Genomic DNA, 17896 nt, shown 5'->3' with positions numbered 1-17896 from the left:
GTAGATTGGCTTTTGATTTTTACAATCCCTATTTCCAAATGCGCAACAACCTATTTTATTACCTCGTTCTATTTATTCTGATCCTCGTTGATGGCTGGCTACTTGCCCACCCCAATCTCATCGGTCGAATCGGTATTTTCTGGTACGACCACGATTACCTCGAAACCCTGCCCAAAGCCATGGCAACGGTGGCAGCAACGGTAGTGGCGGCCCTGGTTATCAGCCTCGTTATAAAGCGGGTATTAAGTGGTCCCGTAGCGGTGGTGCTGGCAGTCGGCTTATTTGTCTTTTGCCTCTTCCTTGTTTTTCAGACCTACACCCAGTTTTCGTCCGGCACCTATCAATTTACGGGTTCCGGATTCAAAACCGGCGCGGTCCTGCTGCCTGTCATTATGGCGATTGTTTTCGGGAAAACGTCGTACGATGTGCTCACGACGAAGCGGACCAAGCGCTAATGCGGACCGCGCCATTCCGGGCTTTTGTCCCCGATACCCGGCGGCATCAATTCGATCGCATTTTTGACGGTGAAACCGTATGCGAGGAATGGGAGCAGGAACCGACCAATCATTCCGGTATAGCAGCAACTAATGCCCTTGATTTTGGGTTAAACAAGTAGATTTTGGACTTTCCTTACGTTTTTACCAAAGTAATCATGTGTCGTTACTAGTTTTTGGCTAATTTCGCCCGGCGCGGAGTCTACCGTTGCGGTGAGTATGCCCTGGGTACCTTTCACATTTTGCAGGTATCGATACGATGGAGTGCCAACCTAATTATTCCAATTTACCATAACCGATTTACTCTACCCCGAATACGTATGTCAAACACAGCCGAATTATCTGTCGATGGTAAAACCTATCAATTTCCAGTTGTTGTTGGTAGTGAAAACGAAAAAGCCATTGACATTTCCAATCTCCGCGACCAGACGGGCTATGTCACCTTAGACAGAGGATATAAAAATACCGGTGCCACCCAGAGTGCAATTACATTTCTGGATGGTGAAGAGGGCATTTTGCATTACCGGGGTTATTCAATTGAAGATCTGGCCGCAAAAGCCAGCTTTCTGGAAGTAGCTTACCTGCTGATCTACGGCGAACTGCCAACGCAGGAACAATACAATGCCTTTGAAGACCGCATCCGGCGTCATACGATGGTCAACGAAGACATGCGGAAGATTTTTGAAGGCTTCCCCAACAACGCGCACCCGATGGGCGTGCTGTCGTCGCTGGTTAGCGCCCTGAGCGCATTCTACCCGGATTCGTACGATGAAAAAGCACCGGATCAGACCGAATTGCACATCATCCGCTTGCTGGCAAAAATTCCGACCATTGCCACCTGGTCGTACAAAAAATCGCAGGGTCACCCGGTCAATTACCCCAAAAACCAACTCGATTACTGCTCGAATTTCCTGCAGATGATGTTTGCGCTGCCGGTTGAAGAATACCAAACCGATCCGGTGGTTTCCAGCGCCCTGAACAAACTGCTGATTCTGCACGCCGACCACGAGCAAAACTGCTCGACCTCAACAGTTCGGCTGGTGGGATCGTCCCGGGCCAACATTTATTCTTCGATTTCGGCTGGTATCAACGCCCTCTGGGGACCGTTGCACGGTGGTGCCAACCAGGAGGTAATTGAAATGCTGGAAGAGATCAAGGAGAACGGTGGTGATGTTGCCAAATACATTGATATGGCTAAAAACGCCAAGACAACCGGCTTCCGGCTGTTTGGGTTTGGTCACCGCGTTTACAAAAATTTCGACCCGCGCGCCAAAATCATCAAAAAAGCCGCCGACGACGTACTGGGCAAACTGGGCGTTAACGACCCGGTTCTGGAAATCGCCAAAGGGCTGGAAGAAGCCGCTCTGAGCGACGAATACTTCGTATCGCGTAAGCTGTACCCGAACGTTGACTTTTATTCGGGTATCATCTACCGCGCGCTGGGAATCCCGACGAATATGTTTACGGTGATGTTTGCCATCGGCCGTCTGCCGGGCTGGATTGCGCAGTGGAAAGAAATGCGCGAACAGAAAGAACCGATCGGTCGTCCGCGTCAGATTTACACCGGTGCCACGCTGCGGGAATTCAAAGCGCTGGCGGATCGTTAAATCATACGATACCCTAAACACAAAACCCGGCTCTGGTCGGGTTTTGTGTTTAGGGCTAGCCTGTAAAGCAAAAAAGAGGTGGTCAGCAACAGCCAACCACCTCTTCATTTGTCAAACAATAATTAAAACACTCCGCTTCAATTTTTCAAAGCAACGCACTGCGAAACAGCTTAGTCCAGTGAATCTTCGTCCTCTGCTGCGTTACCAGAAGCATCCACCAGAGCACCTTCGTCGCTGTTAACCTGCGCCCGGATTTTGGCTTCCAGTTCGGCCATCAATTCAGGATTGTCCAGCAGCAGGTTTTTAACCGCATCGCGGCCTTGTGAAAGCCGGTTTCCATCGTACGAGAACCAGGAACCTGATTTCTTCACGATATCGAGTTCAACAGCCAGATCAAGGACTTCACCCACTTTCGAGATGCCCTGACCGTACATGATGTCGAATTCAATTACTTTGAACGGAGCGGCTAACTTATTCTTAACCACTTTCACTTTCGTGCGGTTCCCCAGGATATCGTCACCGTCTTTGATTTGTCCGATCCGGCGAATGTCCAACCGAACGGAAGAATAAAACTTCAGGGCGTTACCACCGGTCGTTGTTTCGGGATTTCCGAACATAACGCCGATTTTTTCACGCAACTGGTTGATAAAGATGCAGCAGCAACCCGTTTTATTGATTACCCCCGTCAGTTTCCGCAGGGCTTGCGACATCAACCGGGCTTGCAGACCCATCTTACTCTCGCCCATATCGCCTTCCAGTTCGGCTTTCGGAACCAGAGCGGCAACGGAGTCAATGACGATAATGTCGATGGCACCGGAGCTAATCAGGTGCTCAGCGATTTCGAGTGCCTGCTCACCGTTGTCGGGTTGAGAGATTAATAAATTTTTCGTATCGATTCCTAGCTTCTCGGCATAGACGCGATCAAAAGCGTGTTCGGCGTCAATAAAGGCAGCCAGGCCGCCATTCTTCTGCGCTTCGGCGATGCAGTGCATCGTCAACGTCGTTTTCCCCGACGATTCCGGTCCGTAGATTTCAACGACCCGGCCGCGCGGAACACCGCCGATTCCCAACGCCAGATCCAGCCCCAGCGAACCCGTCGAAATAACCGGAACATCAACGACTTTGCTCTCGCTCAGACGCATTACGGTTCCTTTTCCGTAGGCTTTATCCAACTTTTCGATGGTCGTTTGCAGGGCTTTCAGTTTGCTGTCATTAGCCGTACTAGCAGGTGCTTGTGCCATGTGATGTGTTTACGCAAAAATTGATTTTTAGTATGTTTAACCTTATAAAATTAGCATTTTTCGGACAAAATTGCAAGTGCAGCTTGTAAAATAATCAGTAATACATGAAGCGTATTTTGCCCATTATTGCCCGCTTAAAGATAACACATATCAAACAGTCCTGCAACGTCCGATACCACTACCGGCAAACATATACCATATTTATATGCTATCTATATTTTATCTCACACACAAGTTCCGCTCAATTACCCAATCAGGCACTGGAACAGCGGGCGTCTCTGGATAGTGCCCAAAAATGGCAATTCCGATTCAACGGCCTGGGGTTTGTCCGGAACAATGAATACTTCGGTCCCATCGCTGACGGCTACACATTATTTGGGTACCAGTTTAACCCGCGCGTCGCCTGCCAACCGGCCCCAAACGTTGTGCTGGAAGCGGGCGTTTACGTTAAAAAAGACTTCGGACAGGACCGCATTACGCAGCTGGCGCCAACGTTCACCATCAAGTTCCGGCACCGCAACTGGAACTACCTTTTTGGGACGCTGGAAGGATCGGTGGGTCACAGGCTGATCGAGCCGCTGTACAATTTCGAACGGCTACTCCAGCAACGCATCGAGAACGGGCTGCAAATCAATCACCAAACCAAGCGCACGTTCTTCGATTTCTGGATAAGTTACCTCCAGAACACGCTGCCCGGTTACGCGCGTCAGGAGCACTTCTGGGGTGGCCTGTCCTTCAAACAACGGATCTGCGATCCAGGTCAGGCGTGGAGCCTTTCCATCCCCGTACAGGTCACCGCCTTTCACGCGGGCGGTCAGAACATCAGCAGCCCGCTGCCCGTCCGGACGGCGTTGAATGCCGCCGGGAGCCTGAGCCTGACGTGGCAGAATCCGACACCTGGATTGGTCCGTTCCGCCCGACTGGACACTTACCTGGTGGGCTACTCCGAAAACGCTGACAAACCGTCTTCCGGTGGGGCTCTTTACCCCAACCTGACCGTCCATCTGAAGCCCGTCACGGTTTTGCTTAGCTACTGGAACGGCAACCTCTACCGGGCTGACCTGGGCGGAGATCTTTACCAGAGTTACACGCGCCGGTACAACAGCACCTACCGGGAGCCTCACCGGCGGCTGTTGATCGCTCGGTTTCTGAAGGATGTAAAAATAACGGACGGCCTGGGGGTGACCGTCCGGTTCGAACCGCACTATGATCTGGCGAATCACCTATTTGAGCATTCGGAAGGAGTTTACATCTGGTTTGGCCGGTAAACGCTTACTCACCTGATCCGGGATAGGCCGGTCGGGCCACCGGCACCCGGCCCGAATCCTCCTGGTAGATCACCGGAAAGCCCAGACACTCCCGTTCTATGGTACGGATGGGCACTGGCGTGTTTTTTTCGACCACGGCCAGAATCGCCCACTCGCCCTCCTGGGTCGTCGTCACTCCGCTCCGGATCACCTGCGGATGATGCAGATGCACTGAAGCGGCTAAATCTCCCAGATTGGGCGGTTGCTCGGTTTTGGGGCGGCCCGGAATGTGAACGATCTGATCCATAACTAGCTGGTTAAATACAAGTTGTATTTACTAAGGTACAAGCGGCTGGTGGTTTCTGCAACCTTCGTCCAAACTTCCGCTTAAATTGGAAAAGCCTGAAACTGCCGGCACACACCACCAAAATCGCAGGCGGTGGTCGTCCGGCCATCTCCTGCAAACAGAAGCGCCACGGGCCGGCCGGTATCCACGTCCAGAATCACCGATCCCGAATCGCCGGGCATACTGAACGGTTTGCTTTCGTCTTCGCTCACAATTTCAACGGTATCGTTGAACGTCGCGATCCGTGGGGATGTGCGGGTTCCGTAGTTGATTTGCACGCCGTTGACGCGGGTCGCCGTGACAATGCCGGTAGTAACGCCGGTGGTTCGTCCGGATTTGATCACCCGCATACCGGGAACGGCTGCGGCTACTTTTGGTTCGTACTTGTCGATCCCCAGAATGGCACCTTTGCGAATCAGGCTTTCGTCGGCCACCACGGCAATAGCCGCATCAAACACGTTCACCACCGGATCAATGCGGGTGGCGGGAAACTGAATGGGAATGAAGGCACTCAGGGCGGCAAAAACGTCGTTGGGACTCGTCGGCGCTACTTCCGGCCCCGGCTGCACAACGGCGGTTCCGATGGTCAGCCGGTTGGTATCGGCCAGAACGTGGTTGTTACTCAGGACAAAGACCTGCTTGGACCCGCTGACCGTCCGTTGCAGAAAGCACCCCAGCGTACCGACAAAGGATTCGTTCAGGGGAGCAATGGAAACGCCCCCGACAATGGGCCGCTGTTTGCTGCGGTGATCGTCGACGGTGGTGGCGGCCAAGGCTTCGGCTTTGCTCAGCGCCAGTTGAATCGGCAACGGCTCTACATCGACTTCAATGCCCTGAAAACTCCGGGTGATGGCGGGCGTGTTAGCGCCCAGATCCAGCTTGTCGAACACGTACACCTTCAACACAAAATTATCCTTGACGGGCTTGCCTCCCCTGATCCGAATACCAACGCCGGAAGCGTGCACGTTCGACAAGGGTGTAGCAAATGCCGAAACGCCACCCCTGGCGGAAAACGCGTTCAGGATGGTGCTGCCTTCCTCAAACTGCGATTCGATCTCGGTTTGAACCCGCTCTTCCAGTTCGTTGCGGTATTCCCGCAGCGCTGCCAATACTTCGTTGTAGCTAGCCATGCTGTTAAAATTTAAGAATTTGGGGTCATTGCTGACCACCAACGACGTTAAAAACCGTTTACTCGTGTGAAGCGGAATACGAAATACCAAAAAAAAGAAAGAGAAAATTACCCGTCCGAAGAGGGTTTTTCCCCGGATAAATGTCTTATTGATGTCGGTTTTGTAGACACCGTTAGTTTCTTAAGAACACCGTAGTATCGGTACAGGTTTTATGGTTTGCGGCTTATTCTAGTCTATTTTTGTTCATGATCAAAAAAATCCTGCTGGCGCTGTTGGGCGTATGTATTGTGCTGGGCATCTGGTTCCACGAACTAATCGGTTACGGCTGGATGCAGGCCAAAGGTCAATTCCGGATTTTATGGAACACCCGCCCCGTTGAAGAGGTGCTGGCGGACGCGTCGTTTCCAGATTCGCTCAAACGAAAAATTGAACTAATTCAGGAAATTAAACGTTATTCGGTTGATTCTTTGGGGATTAATCCTTCGAACAACTATACAACATTTTATGACCAGCACGGGCAACCCATTTTGTGGGTGGTCGTTGCTTCGGAGAAATACCGGCTTGCGGCCAGAGAATGGAGGTTTCCGATCATCGGCACTTTTGCCTACAAGGGTTTCTTCGAAAAGGACCGCGCCGACCAGGAGTTAAATGCGTTGAAACAGGAGAATTACGACACGCGTCTGAACGAAGTATCTGCCTGGTCAACCTTAGGATTTTTCCGCGATCCGATCCTTTCGTCAATGCTGAAACGGTCGGAAGGACAACTGGCGGAATTAATTATTCACGAGCTGACGCACGGCACGTTGTTTGTAAAGGATAACCTGGAATACAACGAAAACCTGGCGGATTTTGTCGGTGAATACGGAGCGTTGAAATTTTTAACCCAGAAGTACGGTGCCAACTCACCGGAAGCGCTGGGTTACCTGGATGCTAAGCAGTACGGCGAAAAATACGACGAGCATATTCTGCGCGGTACCCAAAAACTGGATAGTTTGTACGCTACTTACAACCTCCAAACGCCCAATCGGGTCAGGGAGAGTAAGAAGTGGCAGTTGATCGACCGGATTGTGGAAACCGTGGATACGCTGAAAACCAGACCGCCGGTCGGAAAACCGAATCCTAAAAAACGTCGGTTTACGCAACAGAATCTCCCCAATAACGCGTACTTCGTAGCGTACAAAACCTACCGGCAACAACAAAACCGTTTCCGGCGCGAATTTGAGGAGAAGTTTAACAGCAACTTTAACCAGTACCTGACGTATTTGAAAAAGACGTACCCGTCCTTATAAATTTTAGCAGTTGAACGGGCTTTTTTGTCGGTTCAAGCGTTTATCGTACTAAATACCTATCTCTAATCCTGAACTTTGCGGGGCCATGGGTCAAGCGATTATGAAAAAAGTTATTCTCATCCTGTCCATCATAACCACCGCTGCCTTATCGCAGGTGGCGCTGAAACCGGAAAATGCGTACCGGCGCGTGAACAATACCAGTTTCGGAGCCGGTGAACATTTGGAATACAAGGTTCACTACGGTATTTTCAACGCGGCCGAAGCAACGGTCGATGTGGCGCCGACGGTCTACAAGGTCAACGAACGTCCTTGTTACCGGGTGAACGTCTATGGTCGTACAGTGGGTGCTTTCGATCTGATCACCCGCATCCGCAACACCTGGCGGTCTTACATTGATACGACCGCGATTTTACCGCAGAAATTTTTCCAGCATATTGAAGAAGGCAACCACCGCAAGGAAGAGAACGTTACTTTTAACCACTTCGCCAACACCGTCCGGTCGGAGGAAAAAACCGATAAGGACGTGTTTAAGGTGCCCGACAACGTTCACGACGTCATCAGCGGCTATTACTACCTGCGCACCATCGACTTCAACCGCGTCAATACGGGCCAGGTAATCGAAGTACCCGCCTTTTTCGACGATCAGGTTTACAACATGAAGGTGCGTTACCGCGGCCGCGAAGTTATCAAAACCAAGTTCGGTCACATCAACGTGCTTAAACTCAACCCGCTTCTGCCGGAAAACAAACTGTTCAAAGGCGAAGACGCGATTAAAATCTGGGTTTCGGACGACGCCAACAAGGTTCCGGTGAAAGTTGAAGTGGAGCTCTGGGTTGGCTCGATGGAAATGGACCTGAAAAGCCACTCCGGCCTGCGCAACGAACTCAAGTTTTTCAAACGCTAATGACAACGGGCTTCGGCCCGTTTTTTTTTGCCCAACCGGCTGCGCAACCCGCGAACGAAAGCCCGGACGTACGTGAAAAAGCGGGGCAGGTGATTGTACGAAATTTCGGTGTACAACCGGCTCTCGGCCCCAAAACTCCGGTAGTATGCCTTGACCGACTCTGCGCCCACGGCTGGGCTTTCAAAATCGAATTCCAGCGGTGTTCCGGCAAATTCCTCCACGAGCCGGTTGATCATCCACAACCGGGCCTGCTGCTTCCGCCCCGCAACCGACGCCCCGTTGAACAGGTAGATGATCCGGTTAGCGTCCATTACGAACACCCCACCGGCTTCCGGCATTTGTTCCCCTTCTTTGCGGGCCATCCAGATGCGCACCAATCCCCGCTGGTGCAACCCATCGACGGCCTGGGCAAAGCGGTCGTAAATCGTTAAATCCAGGTCGATACCGCCAACGGCTTTCTCTTCATTGTGCGTGCGGTGCAATTGAATCAACGGCCGGACATCCCGACTTTCCTCCACCACCCAAGCCGTATTTCTCGCCCGGTTGAGGTTACTTTTCCGGTCTGTGGCGTATCCTTTGTAAATCTCGGCGTACGGTTTGTCTAACGGCAACACGTGATTGCTGCGCTTGACGAGCGGCAACCCGGCCGGAAAAGACAGCTCGTGCTCGTTTTTCTCGTTGAACCGGTAGGACACTACCCACTTAACGTGCCGATTCAGCAGCTTCCAGAATTCAGGAAAGACGGTTTGCAGATCAACGCCACTCCGGCTGAAAACGCCCAGTTGTTGGCAATAGTCGGGCTGAAAAGCGTACCGGATGCCGTACTTTTTTTTGTAAACTACCGGCATCACGGCCACATACCCCCCCTGTTCTTCGGCCACGATACCGCCCCAATACGGTGCTTTGTCGCCGGTCGTCAGGGCGTCCAGGTACCACGAAGCCGCGTAAACCAGGCGCTGCGACGATGCCCGTACGCAATCATCCCAGCGATCCGGATCCAGCGCGGAGCGGTCGAGGTAGCGAATGATCATCGGCGCCAAAACGTTTGGTGTAGCCACTTTTTGATTTGGTGCAAAAACCGCACCGGCCCCGGCAACCGGTTGCTCACCAGCCGAACATACGACTCCGGTTCCGCCCCAAACCCCCGGTTAAACGCGGCCAGACTCTCTACTTCGGGGCTTTCGAAGTCAAACCAAACGGGTTGTCCGGCGTACTCCCGGATAAACTGGTCCAGAATGACGGTCCGGGCATTGCCCTTCCGGCCCTCCGGGCTGGCCGAGCAGAACAGGTGAATCACCCGGTTTGCATCCGTCACCAGCAAATTCCCCGCTTCAATCCGGCCGTTGCGCCGGGCCACCCGGATACGGACCTGCTGCCGTTCCTGCAACACCGCCACCAACCGCTGAAGCTTCGCGTATGCATCCTTCGCAACCTGCCCAATGCCAGTGGTATTATACGTTCGAAACAACTCGATCAGCGGAGTAATGTCGCCGGTTTCCGTGAATTCCCAGCCTTGCCGCAAACCGTGTTTGAGGTTCCATTTCTGGCCGTTCGAGTACCCGGCGGCCAATTCAACATACGGTTTTTGCAGATTCAGCACATGGTTGGTCATCGGGACCAGTTGCCCGGCTTCAGCGGTCAGGCTGGACGTATTTGCGGCCTGAAACTGATAGGAAGGAACGTAACGGATGTGTTGCTGCAGCACGCGCAGAAAGCGAGCGATCACCGTTGCATCGGGCGTTTCGTTGGCGGCAAATAGGCCTAACTGGTGACAAAAAAGAGGCTGAATGATGGCTTTCACCCCGTACCGTGGGCGAACGGGCAACGGCATTACCCGCTCATACTCACCTTCCACCAGGAGTTTCCAATCCGGCGATACTACATCCAGATACCAGGAAAACGCGTAGATGAGCCGGTGCGGGGAGTTCGCGATGCACCGGTCGTAGGCATTAACGTCGATCTGTTGGCGGGACAAATAGCGGACCAACGGCGTAGCGGTTTATCGTTTCTAGTTCAGAGTAAGAGAGACTCATTAAGTCACTTTCTCAGGAAACAATACCGACAAACGTTATTTCAACGATGCTTTCAATTTTTCGACGGTCTCGCGGATTTGGGGGTTGTTGCTCACCAGATCGCTGATGGTCTGGATGGCGTGAATTACCGTGCTGTGGTCGCGGCCACCGAAGTGGTAACCGATCGACTTCAGTGATAATTCCGTCTGTTCTTTTGCCAGGAACATGGCGATCTGGCGCGGAAAAACCGCTTCTTTCTTCCGGCTTTTGCTTTTCAGGTCCGCCACCGTGATGCTGAAATGATCAGCCACCACATCCTGAACAGTATCAATGGTTACTTCCTTGTCCGAATCGATCACGATGTTGCGGAGGGTACTTCGGGCCAGGTCCAGGTCAATTTCCCGGCGGTTGAGCGACGCCTGGGCCATCAGCGACACAATGACACCTTCCAGTTCCCGAACGTTCGTATTGATGCTGTGCGCCAGGTATTCAATAACGTTGTGCTCGATAAAAATCCCTTCGGCCTGGAGTTTTTTCTGGATGATCGCCGTCCGCGTTTCCAGGTCCGGCTGCTGGAGATCCGCCGTCAACCCCTGCTTGAACCGCGACTGAAGCCGATCCTGCATACCCTGCAAATCGCGGGGTGCCCGGTCGGAAGTCATGATGATCTGCTTCTTGGCGCCGTGCAGGTGGTTGAAAATGTGGAAGAACGTCTCCTGCGTTTTTTCCTTGCCCGCCCAGAACTGCACGTCATCGATGATCAGCACGTCGACCTGCATATAAAAGCTCATGAAATCGCGCAGCGAATCGGTCCGGATGGCGTTGATGAACTGGGTCGTAAACTTCTCGGAAGAGACGTAAAGAACGAACTTGTCCTGGTTGTTATTTTTGATGTAATTACCGACGGCCTGCACCAGGTGCGTTTTTCCCAACCCAACACCGCCGTAAATCATCAGCGGATTGAAAGCCGTGGTGCCCGGATTCTGCGCGATGGCAAACCCCGCCGAGCGGCCCAGCCGGTTGCAATCGCCCTCAACGAAATTATCAAACGTGTAGGCCGGGTTCAGGTAAGAATCCAGTTGCAGCGAGTCCAGATCCTTCATTTCGAACGGACTCTTCAGAATGTCGGCGTCGACGTTATCGGGCTTGGCGGTCTGGGGTGATTTTGTTGTCGGTACGTTTACCGTCAGCGGTTTGCTGCTTTCGTCGCCTTTATCGACAATGATGGAGTACTGCAACTGACCGTGGCGCCCGATGGCAAAGTCCAGGGCTTTCCGGAGCAAATGAATATAGTTCTCCTCCAGCCATTCGTAGAAGAACTGGCTCGGGACCTGGATGGTTAGTTCGCTGCCATTCAGGCGCAGGGGAACAATGGGCTCAAACCAGGTCCGGAAACTCTGGTCAGAGATGTTCTCCTGAATCACCTGCAGGCAACGGTTCCAGACCGTCACTGCTTCGCGCTGTATGCCGGGTACGGGTATGCTCACTGTTACATTCTGCCAATTCAAAAGCCAATTACCCGAGGATACTTAGCCCGGTGGGTAAAAAAAGGGAGACAAAAGTAGGAAAAAAATCAGAGCTGACAAGGCCGATTGTAAACTCTGTATGGATAAAAATACAGGCAAAATTTTTGCTGGTCAAGCCAGGGAAATAGATTATAGGAATAATGCAACGTCACGACCAATGGCAACCGCAATGCCGGTGGCTTTACTCCAAAAAGACCTAACTTTGAAAAAAACGACCGGATCGCTTGAGCGTTAACGGGTTAAAACAAGTGGTTTTTTTGGCGAAGAAGCGTTATAGAGCTGGTAAATTGATCTACGGACCAGGCTTTCAGCCCTTAAGACTGCCCGTTGGAATGATCCAGCCATTTTATGCACTGAGAACCATGACCGATTTTAATCTAAAAGAAATGTTTCCGCCGGTTTCTAAGGCGCAGTGGACGCAGCAGGTGGTTGCCGACCTGAAAGGCAAACCGTTTGAGTCCCTGAAGCGAACCAGTCCGGAAGGAATTGAAATTGAACCTTTTTATACTGCCGAAGATCGCGACGGGTTGCCCCAGGCAGCCGATCAAACCGTAGCGGGCCGGTCGCCGGGCTGGCTGACGGTGACCCGCATCCGGTTTCGTTCCGCAGGCGATACCAACACCGCCCTGCGCGACGCCCTGGCCAGCGGGGCCGACGGGGTGCTGCTGGATCTGACCGGTTTAAATAAGGCCGATACCGATTGGAAACGCCTGCTGAACGGCCTGAAGCTGAGCGAAAACCCGATCTGGTTTCAGACGGATGGCCTGGCCCAGACGCTGGTCGCTAAGTTGCGGGAGTTTCTGCCCTACCAGCTGAAGGGCGGTATTTTCGAGGAGCCTTTTTTTCGTTATCTCCGGTTTGGCACGCCCCCCGGCGACCGCCTTGCTCAACTGGCCGAAGCCACCCGCCAGACGCTGGATTCACCCCAGTTCCGGACCATCACCCTGAGCAGCCACGTTTTTCATAACGCTGGAGCCAACGCCACGCAGGAACTGGCGTTTCTGCTGAACATGGCCGTCGAGCTCTACGACTCGCTGACCGACGCGGGTTTATCCCCCGAGCAGTTTCTTACGAAAACCACCCTTTCGGTTTCGGTCGGAACGAGCTACTTTACCGAGATCGCCAAACTCCGCGCCCTCCGTCTGCTCTGGCAACGGCTGGTAGGCCACTACAACGCACCGCTCCTCAACCAGCAATCCTTGTTCGTCCACGCCCAAACCTCCACTTTTCACGACGCTACGGCCACGCCCTACACCAACCTGCTCCGGGGCACAACGGAAGCGATGGCCGCCGTGATTGGCGGATGCAACGCCTTGACCGTCCATCCGTACGATACGGTTTTCGACGAACCCGGCGCATTTTCCGGCCGCATTGCCCGGAACGTATCCATTCTGCTGAAGGAAGAAGCGCATCTGGACAAAACGCTCGATCCGGCGGCCGGTTCGTATTACCTCGAAACGCTGACGCATCAGTTGGCCGAATCGGCCTGGGCGCTGTTCCTGGCGGTGGAAGATCGGGGTGGTTTGCAAAAAGCGTTTGAGCAGGGCCTCCTTCGGGACGAGATCGAAAAATCCTACCAGGCTAGCCTTGAAGCCGTTAAAAACGGCCGGGTTCTGGTGGGCGTCACGAAGTTTCGAACGGATGAAGGATTAGCCACCCCGCCCGGCCGTCAGCCCGACGAAATGCCGGACTCCCTCCCGGTTTTACCCGAACGCCGGTTAGCGGCAGCTTTCGAATAAACTCAATCTGCAACCATTATGCGCCCAGATTTCAGGACCACACCCCCGCAACCCGAAGCCGACCCGTCTCCCGGTACTCCGTCGACCCGCTCCGTCGTGACCGCCGAAGGCATCCGAATTAAACCGCAGTATGGCCCCGAAGATCTCGCCCAGGCTCAGCACCTGGGTTCGGTGGCCGGCATTCCGCCGTTCCTGCGTGGCCCCTACAGCAGTATGTACCTCACGCAGCCCTGGACCATTCGGCAGTACGCCGGTTTTTCAACCGCCGAAGCATCCAACGCATTTTACCGCCGGAATCTGGCAGCCGGGCAGAAAGGACTCTCCGTGGCGTTCGATCTGGCAACGCACCGGGGCTACGATTCCGATCATCCGCGGGTAGTCGGTGATGTAGGAAAAGCCGGGGTTGCCATCGACACCGTCGAAGACATGAAGGTTCTGTTCGACCAGATTCCGCTTGATCAGATGTCCGTCTCGATGACGATGAACGGCGCGGTCATTCCGATTATGGCGTTTTACATCGTGGCCGCCGAGGAGCAGGGCATCCGGCCGGAGCAGTTGTCGGGCACGATTCAGAACGATATTCTGAAGGAGTTTATGGTGCGCAACACCTACATCTACCCCCCCGAGCCGTCCATGCGGATCATTGGCGACATTTTTGCCTACACGAGCCGCTACATGCCGAAGTTCAACTCCATCAGCATCAGCGGTTACCACATGCACGAAGCGGGTGCTCCGGCGCAACTGGAACTGGCCTATACCCTGGCCGACGGCCTGGAATACATCCGAACGGGTTTGAAGGCCGGCATGAGCATTGACGAGTTTGCGCCCCGGTTGTCTTTTTTCTGGGGCATCGGCATGAACCACTTCATGGAAATTGCCAAGATGCGGGCCGCCCGGGTTCTCTGGGCCGCTCTGGTCAAGCCGTTTCACCCAAAAAACCCAAAGTCGCTGGCGCTGCGGACGCATTGCCAGACCAGCGGGTACAGCCTGACCGAGCAGGACCCGTTCAACAACGTAGCCCGGACCTGCGTGGAAGCCCTGGCGGCCGTGCTGGGGCACACCCAATCGCTGCACACCAACTCCCTGGACGAAGCCATCGCGCTGCCCACCGACTTCTCGGCCCGGATTGCCCGCAACACGCAGCTTTATCTGCAACACGAAACCGACGTTACCGCCGTGGTCGATCCGTGGGGCGGTTCTTATTACGTTGAGTACCTGACGGATCAGTTGATTCAGAAAGCCTGGGCGTTGATTCAGGAGGTGGAAACACTCGGCGGCATGACCAAAGCCATCGAAACCGGTCTGCCGAAGCTGCGCATTGAAGAAGCTGCGGCCCGCAAACAGGCCCGGATCGACGCGGGCAAAGACGTGATTGTGGGCGTCAACCAATACCGTTCCGAATCAGAAACCGCGCTCGAACTGCTGGAAGTCGACAATCAGGCCGTTCGGGAAGCCCAGATCCGGAGCATCAACGACGTTAAAGCCGGGCGAAACCCGGATCAGGTAGAGGCCGCGTTGGCCGCCATCACGGAAGCTGCCCGTCGAACCGCCGAACCGTCGGCTCCCGGATTTACCAACAACCTGCTGGCTCTTGCCATCGAAGCCGCCCGGCGCCGGGCCACTTTAGGAGAAATTTCGTACGCTATGGAAAAAGCCGTTGGCCGTCACAAAGCCACCATTCGGGCCGTATCGGGCATTTACTCAGCGGAGGTTTCCGACGACGAAAACTTCCGGCTGGCCCGCCAGCTAACCGACCGTTTTGCTGAATACGACGGCCGTCGCCCCCGTATCCTGGTCGCCAAAATGGGGCAGGATGGTCACGACCGGGGCGCTAAAGTCATTGCTACGAGCTTTGCCGATCTGGGTTTCGATGTGGATATGGGGCCGTTGTTTCAGACGCCCGCGGAAGTGGCCCGTCAGGCGGCCGAAAACGATGTCCATATTGTCGGGGTGTCGAGCCTGGCCGCCGGACACAAAACGCTGGTACCGCAACTGATCGACGAGCTGCGAAAAATTGGCCGCGACGACATTCTGGTCATTGCCGGGGGCGTCATTCCAGCCCAGGATTATCAGTTTCTGTACGATGCGGGGGTCAAAGGCGTCTTCGGTCCCGGAACGGTCATTTCGGTAGCGGCCCAAAAAATCCTGAAAGAGTTGATGCCGGAATTGGACAAGGGTTAAACGACAAATACGATGGTATGGCAGGAAGCCTGACAGGGTAAGGCACTGGTTTGTTTTCTGCAGATCTGTGTTTACTGTCCGGTGCTCGGGAAACGACGTACGCGGGTTTTGTTTAATTCGTGCACAGGGGCAAAACGCCCTACTCCCGGATTGGGAAAATGTTTAGCTGCTTCTCCAGGTCGGTGATGGCGTGCTCCAGTTCGCTGTCGTCGGGCGTAACGGGCAACCAGAACGGTTTTGAACTATCGTCGTACCAGTCCGGCGTCGCTTCCTGGTCAAGTTTAATTCCAAACAGGTAACCATTCATCTCGTTGGAGGCATACTGGAAACCCAGACACGGTTCTACAAAAGACAACCGGGGCGACAACTGCCGCTGAGACACCACCGAACGCATCCATTGAATCAGCAGTTCTACTTCCCAGGTTGACAACAGGGGTGCTGTTGTGGTGTATTCCTTATTCCGGTAGCGGGTTTTCAGACTGATCAACAGCCAGTTACGATCCATAAAGTGCTGTGAATCGCTGTACTCGTAATCCAGAATATTCAGTTCAAAAGAAGAATCAGGACCAGTTAGTTTCATGGGTTAGAAGATCAACCGAACTGCCGTAAACAGGTCGCATTGGAAAACTATAAAATCTCGTGGAATCAGTTGGCACGGGGCAGCTATAGCAAATGGAAACAGAGGCAGCAGAAAAATCTGGTCGTCAGCGTTTTATTCGATAGCCTTTTTGGACGCTCGCCGTGAGGTCAGTCACAACGCATAGTAAAAATACAAAACCAACTCGATTTTATATTAATCAGATATTAAAAAATTTATCAGACAAAGAAATAATTCAAATTCACCCCGTTACTACTTTCAAGAATCAATAAAGTGGGACAGGATACGAACATTTTTTTTGTGTTATTGGAATAGTCGTTAATTTCACCTGTCCAAATTTTCTGTGAAGTAGTTCACCACAAGCCATTGACTTTATGTCTACCAAACGAGTACTGATTGCCGAAGACAGCTCCGTTATCCAGAACCTAGCCCGTAAAATTCTTGAGTTTCAGAATTACGATATCACTTCCGTCAAAAATGGCGAGCAGGTCATGCAGATTCTGGAAAAAGAAGATTTCAGCATCATCCTGCTGGATATCAACATGCCGGTGATGGATGGAATGGAATGCGTACGCCGGGTGCGGGCGCTGGCTGATAAGGAAAAAGCCAATATTCCCGTCGTTGCCATTACCGGCAACGCGAAAAACTATACAGAAGAGGAGTTTAAAACAGCCGGTTTCAACGATGTCCTGGTTAAACCCCTAAACTTCGACCGGTTGGTGGAGGTTGTCAATCAGCTTACGGATAAATAAGGATTGAACGAGTGAGGGACCGCAGGATTGGAAATCACTCCCTCACTCCCTCACTCCCTCATTCCTTATGATCGTTACTTTACTCGGAACAGGAACATCCTCCGGTGTACCGTTGATTGGCTGTACGTGTGACGTATGCCGTTCGATCGACTTCCGGGACAAGCGGCTGCGGACTTCGGTTCACCTCGCCGTCGGGGGCAAAAGCTTCGTCATCGATACCGGTCCGGATTTTCGCCAGCAGATGCTGCGCACGGGCATCCGGCATCTGGATGCCGTTGTGTTTACGCACGAGCACAAAGACCACACCGCCGGGCTGGACGAGGTTCGGGCCTATAATTTTCTTCAGGGGCAGGATATTCCCGTCTACGCCCGCCAACGGGTGCTCACGCAGTTACAGACTGAGTTCGCGTATATTTTTGCGGAGAAAAAATACCCCGGCATTCCGCGCATCCAGCTCAACGCGATTGATAATGAAGCCTTTGAAATCGAAGGCGTCTGGTTTACCCCCATCGATGTACTGCACCACCGCCTGCCGGTTTTTGGTTACCGCATCCAGGATTTCACGTACCTGACCGACCTCAACTACATTTCCGAGCAGGAACTGGAAAAAGTCTACGGCACTCAGGTCCTGCTGCTGGACGCGCTGCAGATCGAACCCCATATCTCCCATTTTACGCTCAATCAGGCCATTGCGCTGGTGGAGCGGATTCAACCGGAGAAAGCGTATTTCATTCACATCAGCCACAAACTGGGTTTGCACCGCGAGGTTGAAAAGCGGCTGCCGGAGTCCATCCGCCTGGGCTACGATGGCTTGAAAATCACGCTCTAAT

General features: G+C 53.2%; 17 protein-coding genes. 10 read left to right on the top strand and 7 right to left on the bottom strand.

Features of this window, described 5'->3' with window-relative positions:
* Positions 1–38 precede the first annotated feature (38 nt).
* Together OQ371_RS14550 and OQ371_RS14545 are read left to right on the top strand one after the other, a co-directional pair.
* The gene (locus OQ371_RS14550; protein WP_265988767.1) at positions 39–455 is read left to right on the top strand and encodes a hypothetical protein; all 417 of its coding nucleotides are present in this window, start codon (positions 39–41) and stop codon (positions 453–455) included.
* A 359-nt stretch (positions 456–814) separates the two neighbouring features.
* Positions 815–2101 carry a citrate synthase gene (locus OQ371_RS14545; RefSeq protein WP_265988766.1) on the top strand — a complete coding sequence of 429 codons (1287 nt, stop codon included), beginning with the start codon at positions 815–817 and terminating at the stop codon, positions 2099–2101.
* A gap of 170 nt (positions 2102–2271) precedes the next feature.
* Here OQ371_RS14545 and recA read toward each other — a convergent pair whose 3' ends face one another.
* Positions 2272–3342, bottom strand: coding sequence for a recombinase RecA (gene recA / locus OQ371_RS14540; RefSeq protein WP_265988764.1), 1071 nt, complete (start codon positions 3340–3342; stop codon positions 2272–2274).
* Positions 3343–3446: 104 nt separating this feature from the next.
* Here recA and OQ371_RS14535 point away from each other — a divergent pair, with 104 nt between their 5' ends.
* Entirely contained in the window at positions 3447–4610 is a 1164-nt protein-coding gene (locus OQ371_RS14535) for a lipid A deacylase (RefSeq protein ID WP_265988763.1), read from the top strand.
* A 4-nt stretch (positions 4611–4614) separates the two neighbouring features.
* Here the strand turns inward: OQ371_RS14535 and OQ371_RS14530 are convergent, their stop codons facing one another.
* Positions 4615–4896 (bottom strand): hypothetical protein, encoded by a 282-nt coding sequence (locus OQ371_RS14530; protein ID WP_265988761.1) that lies wholly within the window; start codon positions 4894–4896, stop codon positions 4615–4617.
* An 80-nt stretch (positions 4897–4976) separates the two neighbouring features.
* A complete protein-coding gene (locus tag OQ371_RS14525; protein ID WP_265988759.1) occupies positions 4977–6065 on the bottom strand; it encodes a Nal1-like putative serine protease in 1089 nt (362 codons plus the stop codon).
* 245 nt (positions 6066–6310) lie between these two features.
* Between OQ371_RS14525 and OQ371_RS14520 the strand changes: the two genes are divergently transcribed.
* Both OQ371_RS14520 and OQ371_RS14515 read left to right on the top strand, forming a co-directional pair.
* Positions 6311–7354, top strand: coding sequence for an aminopeptidase (locus tag OQ371_RS14520; protein ID WP_265988758.1), 1044 nt, complete (start codon positions 6311–6313; stop codon positions 7352–7354).
* Between the two features lie 100 nt (positions 7355–7454).
* Positions 7455–8258 carry a DUF3108 domain-containing protein gene (locus OQ371_RS14515; protein ID WP_265988756.1) on the top strand — a complete coding sequence of 268 codons (804 nt, stop codon included), beginning with the start codon at positions 7455–7457 and terminating at the stop codon, positions 8256–8258.
* Here OQ371_RS14515 and OQ371_RS14510 read toward each other — a convergent pair.
* The 3 genes from OQ371_RS14510 to dnaA form a co-directional block, all read right to left on the bottom strand.
* The gene (locus tag OQ371_RS14510; RefSeq protein ID WP_265988754.1) at positions 8255–9289 is read right to left on the bottom strand and encodes a GNAT family N-acetyltransferase; all 1035 of its coding nucleotides are present in this window, start codon (positions 9287–9289) and stop codon (positions 8255–8257) included. The genes OQ371_RS14515 and OQ371_RS14510 overlap by 4 nt on opposite strands.
* Positions 9286–10245, bottom strand: coding sequence for a GNAT family N-acetyltransferase (locus OQ371_RS14505; RefSeq protein WP_265988753.1), 960 nt, complete (start codon positions 10243–10245; stop codon positions 9286–9288). Before OQ371_RS14505 ends, OQ371_RS14510 begins: the two co-directional genes overlap by 4 nt.
* Before the next feature lie 81 nt (positions 10246–10326).
* Complete coding sequence (gene dnaA / locus OQ371_RS14500) at positions 10327–11736, bottom strand: chromosomal replication initiator protein DnaA (RefSeq protein ID WP_265994313.1); 1410 nt, start codon at positions 11734–11736, stop codon at positions 10327–10329.
* A 139-nt stretch (positions 11737–11875) separates the two neighbouring features.
* Between dnaA and OQ371_RS14495 the strand changes: the two genes are divergently transcribed.
* The 3 genes from OQ371_RS14495 (at position 11876) to scpA (ending at position 15716) form a co-directional block, all read left to right on the top strand.
* On the top strand, positions 11876–12031 hold the full coding sequence (locus OQ371_RS14495) for a hypothetical protein (RefSeq protein WP_265988752.1): 156 nt from the start codon (positions 11876–11878) through the stop codon (positions 12029–12031).
* 127 nt (positions 12032–12158) lie between these two features.
* A complete protein-coding gene (locus OQ371_RS14490; protein WP_265988751.1) occupies positions 12159–13535 on the top strand; it encodes a methylmalonyl-CoA mutase family protein in 1377 nt (458 codons plus the stop codon).
* Between the two features lie 18 nt (positions 13536–13553).
* Complete coding sequence (gene scpA / locus OQ371_RS14485) at positions 13554–15716, top strand: methylmalonyl-CoA mutase (RefSeq protein ID WP_265988750.1); 2163 nt, start codon at positions 13554–13556, stop codon at positions 15714–15716.
* 139 nt (positions 15717–15855) lie between these two features.
* Here the strand turns inward: scpA and OQ371_RS14480 are convergent, their stop codons facing one another.
* The gene (locus OQ371_RS14480) at positions 15856–16296 is read right to left on the bottom strand and encodes a WapI family immunity protein (RefSeq protein WP_265988748.1); all 441 of its coding nucleotides are present in this window, start codon (positions 16294–16296) and stop codon (positions 15856–15858) included.
* A gap of 392 nt (positions 16297–16688) precedes the next feature.
* Between OQ371_RS14480 and OQ371_RS14475 the strand changes: the two genes are divergently transcribed.
* Positions 16689–17066 (top strand): response regulator, encoded by a 378-nt coding sequence (locus OQ371_RS14475; protein WP_111627195.1) that lies wholly within the window; start codon positions 16689–16691, stop codon positions 17064–17066.
* A gap of 67 nt (positions 17067–17133) precedes the next feature.
* The gene (locus OQ371_RS14470; protein ID WP_265988746.1) at positions 17134–17895 is read left to right on the top strand and encodes an MBL fold metallo-hydrolase; all 762 of its coding nucleotides are present in this window, start codon (positions 17134–17136) and stop codon (positions 17893–17895) included.
* The last annotated feature ends 1 nt before the right edge of the window (position 17896 follow it).

Source organism: Larkinella insperata, assembly GCF_026248825.1.
In the GTDB taxonomy this organism is placed as follows: domain Bacteria; phylum Bacteroidota; class Bacteroidia; order Cytophagales; family Spirosomataceae; genus Larkinella; species Larkinella insperata.
Note: the sequence above shows the minus strand (reverse complement) of the source record. Positions and strands in the feature narration are given on the sequence as shown.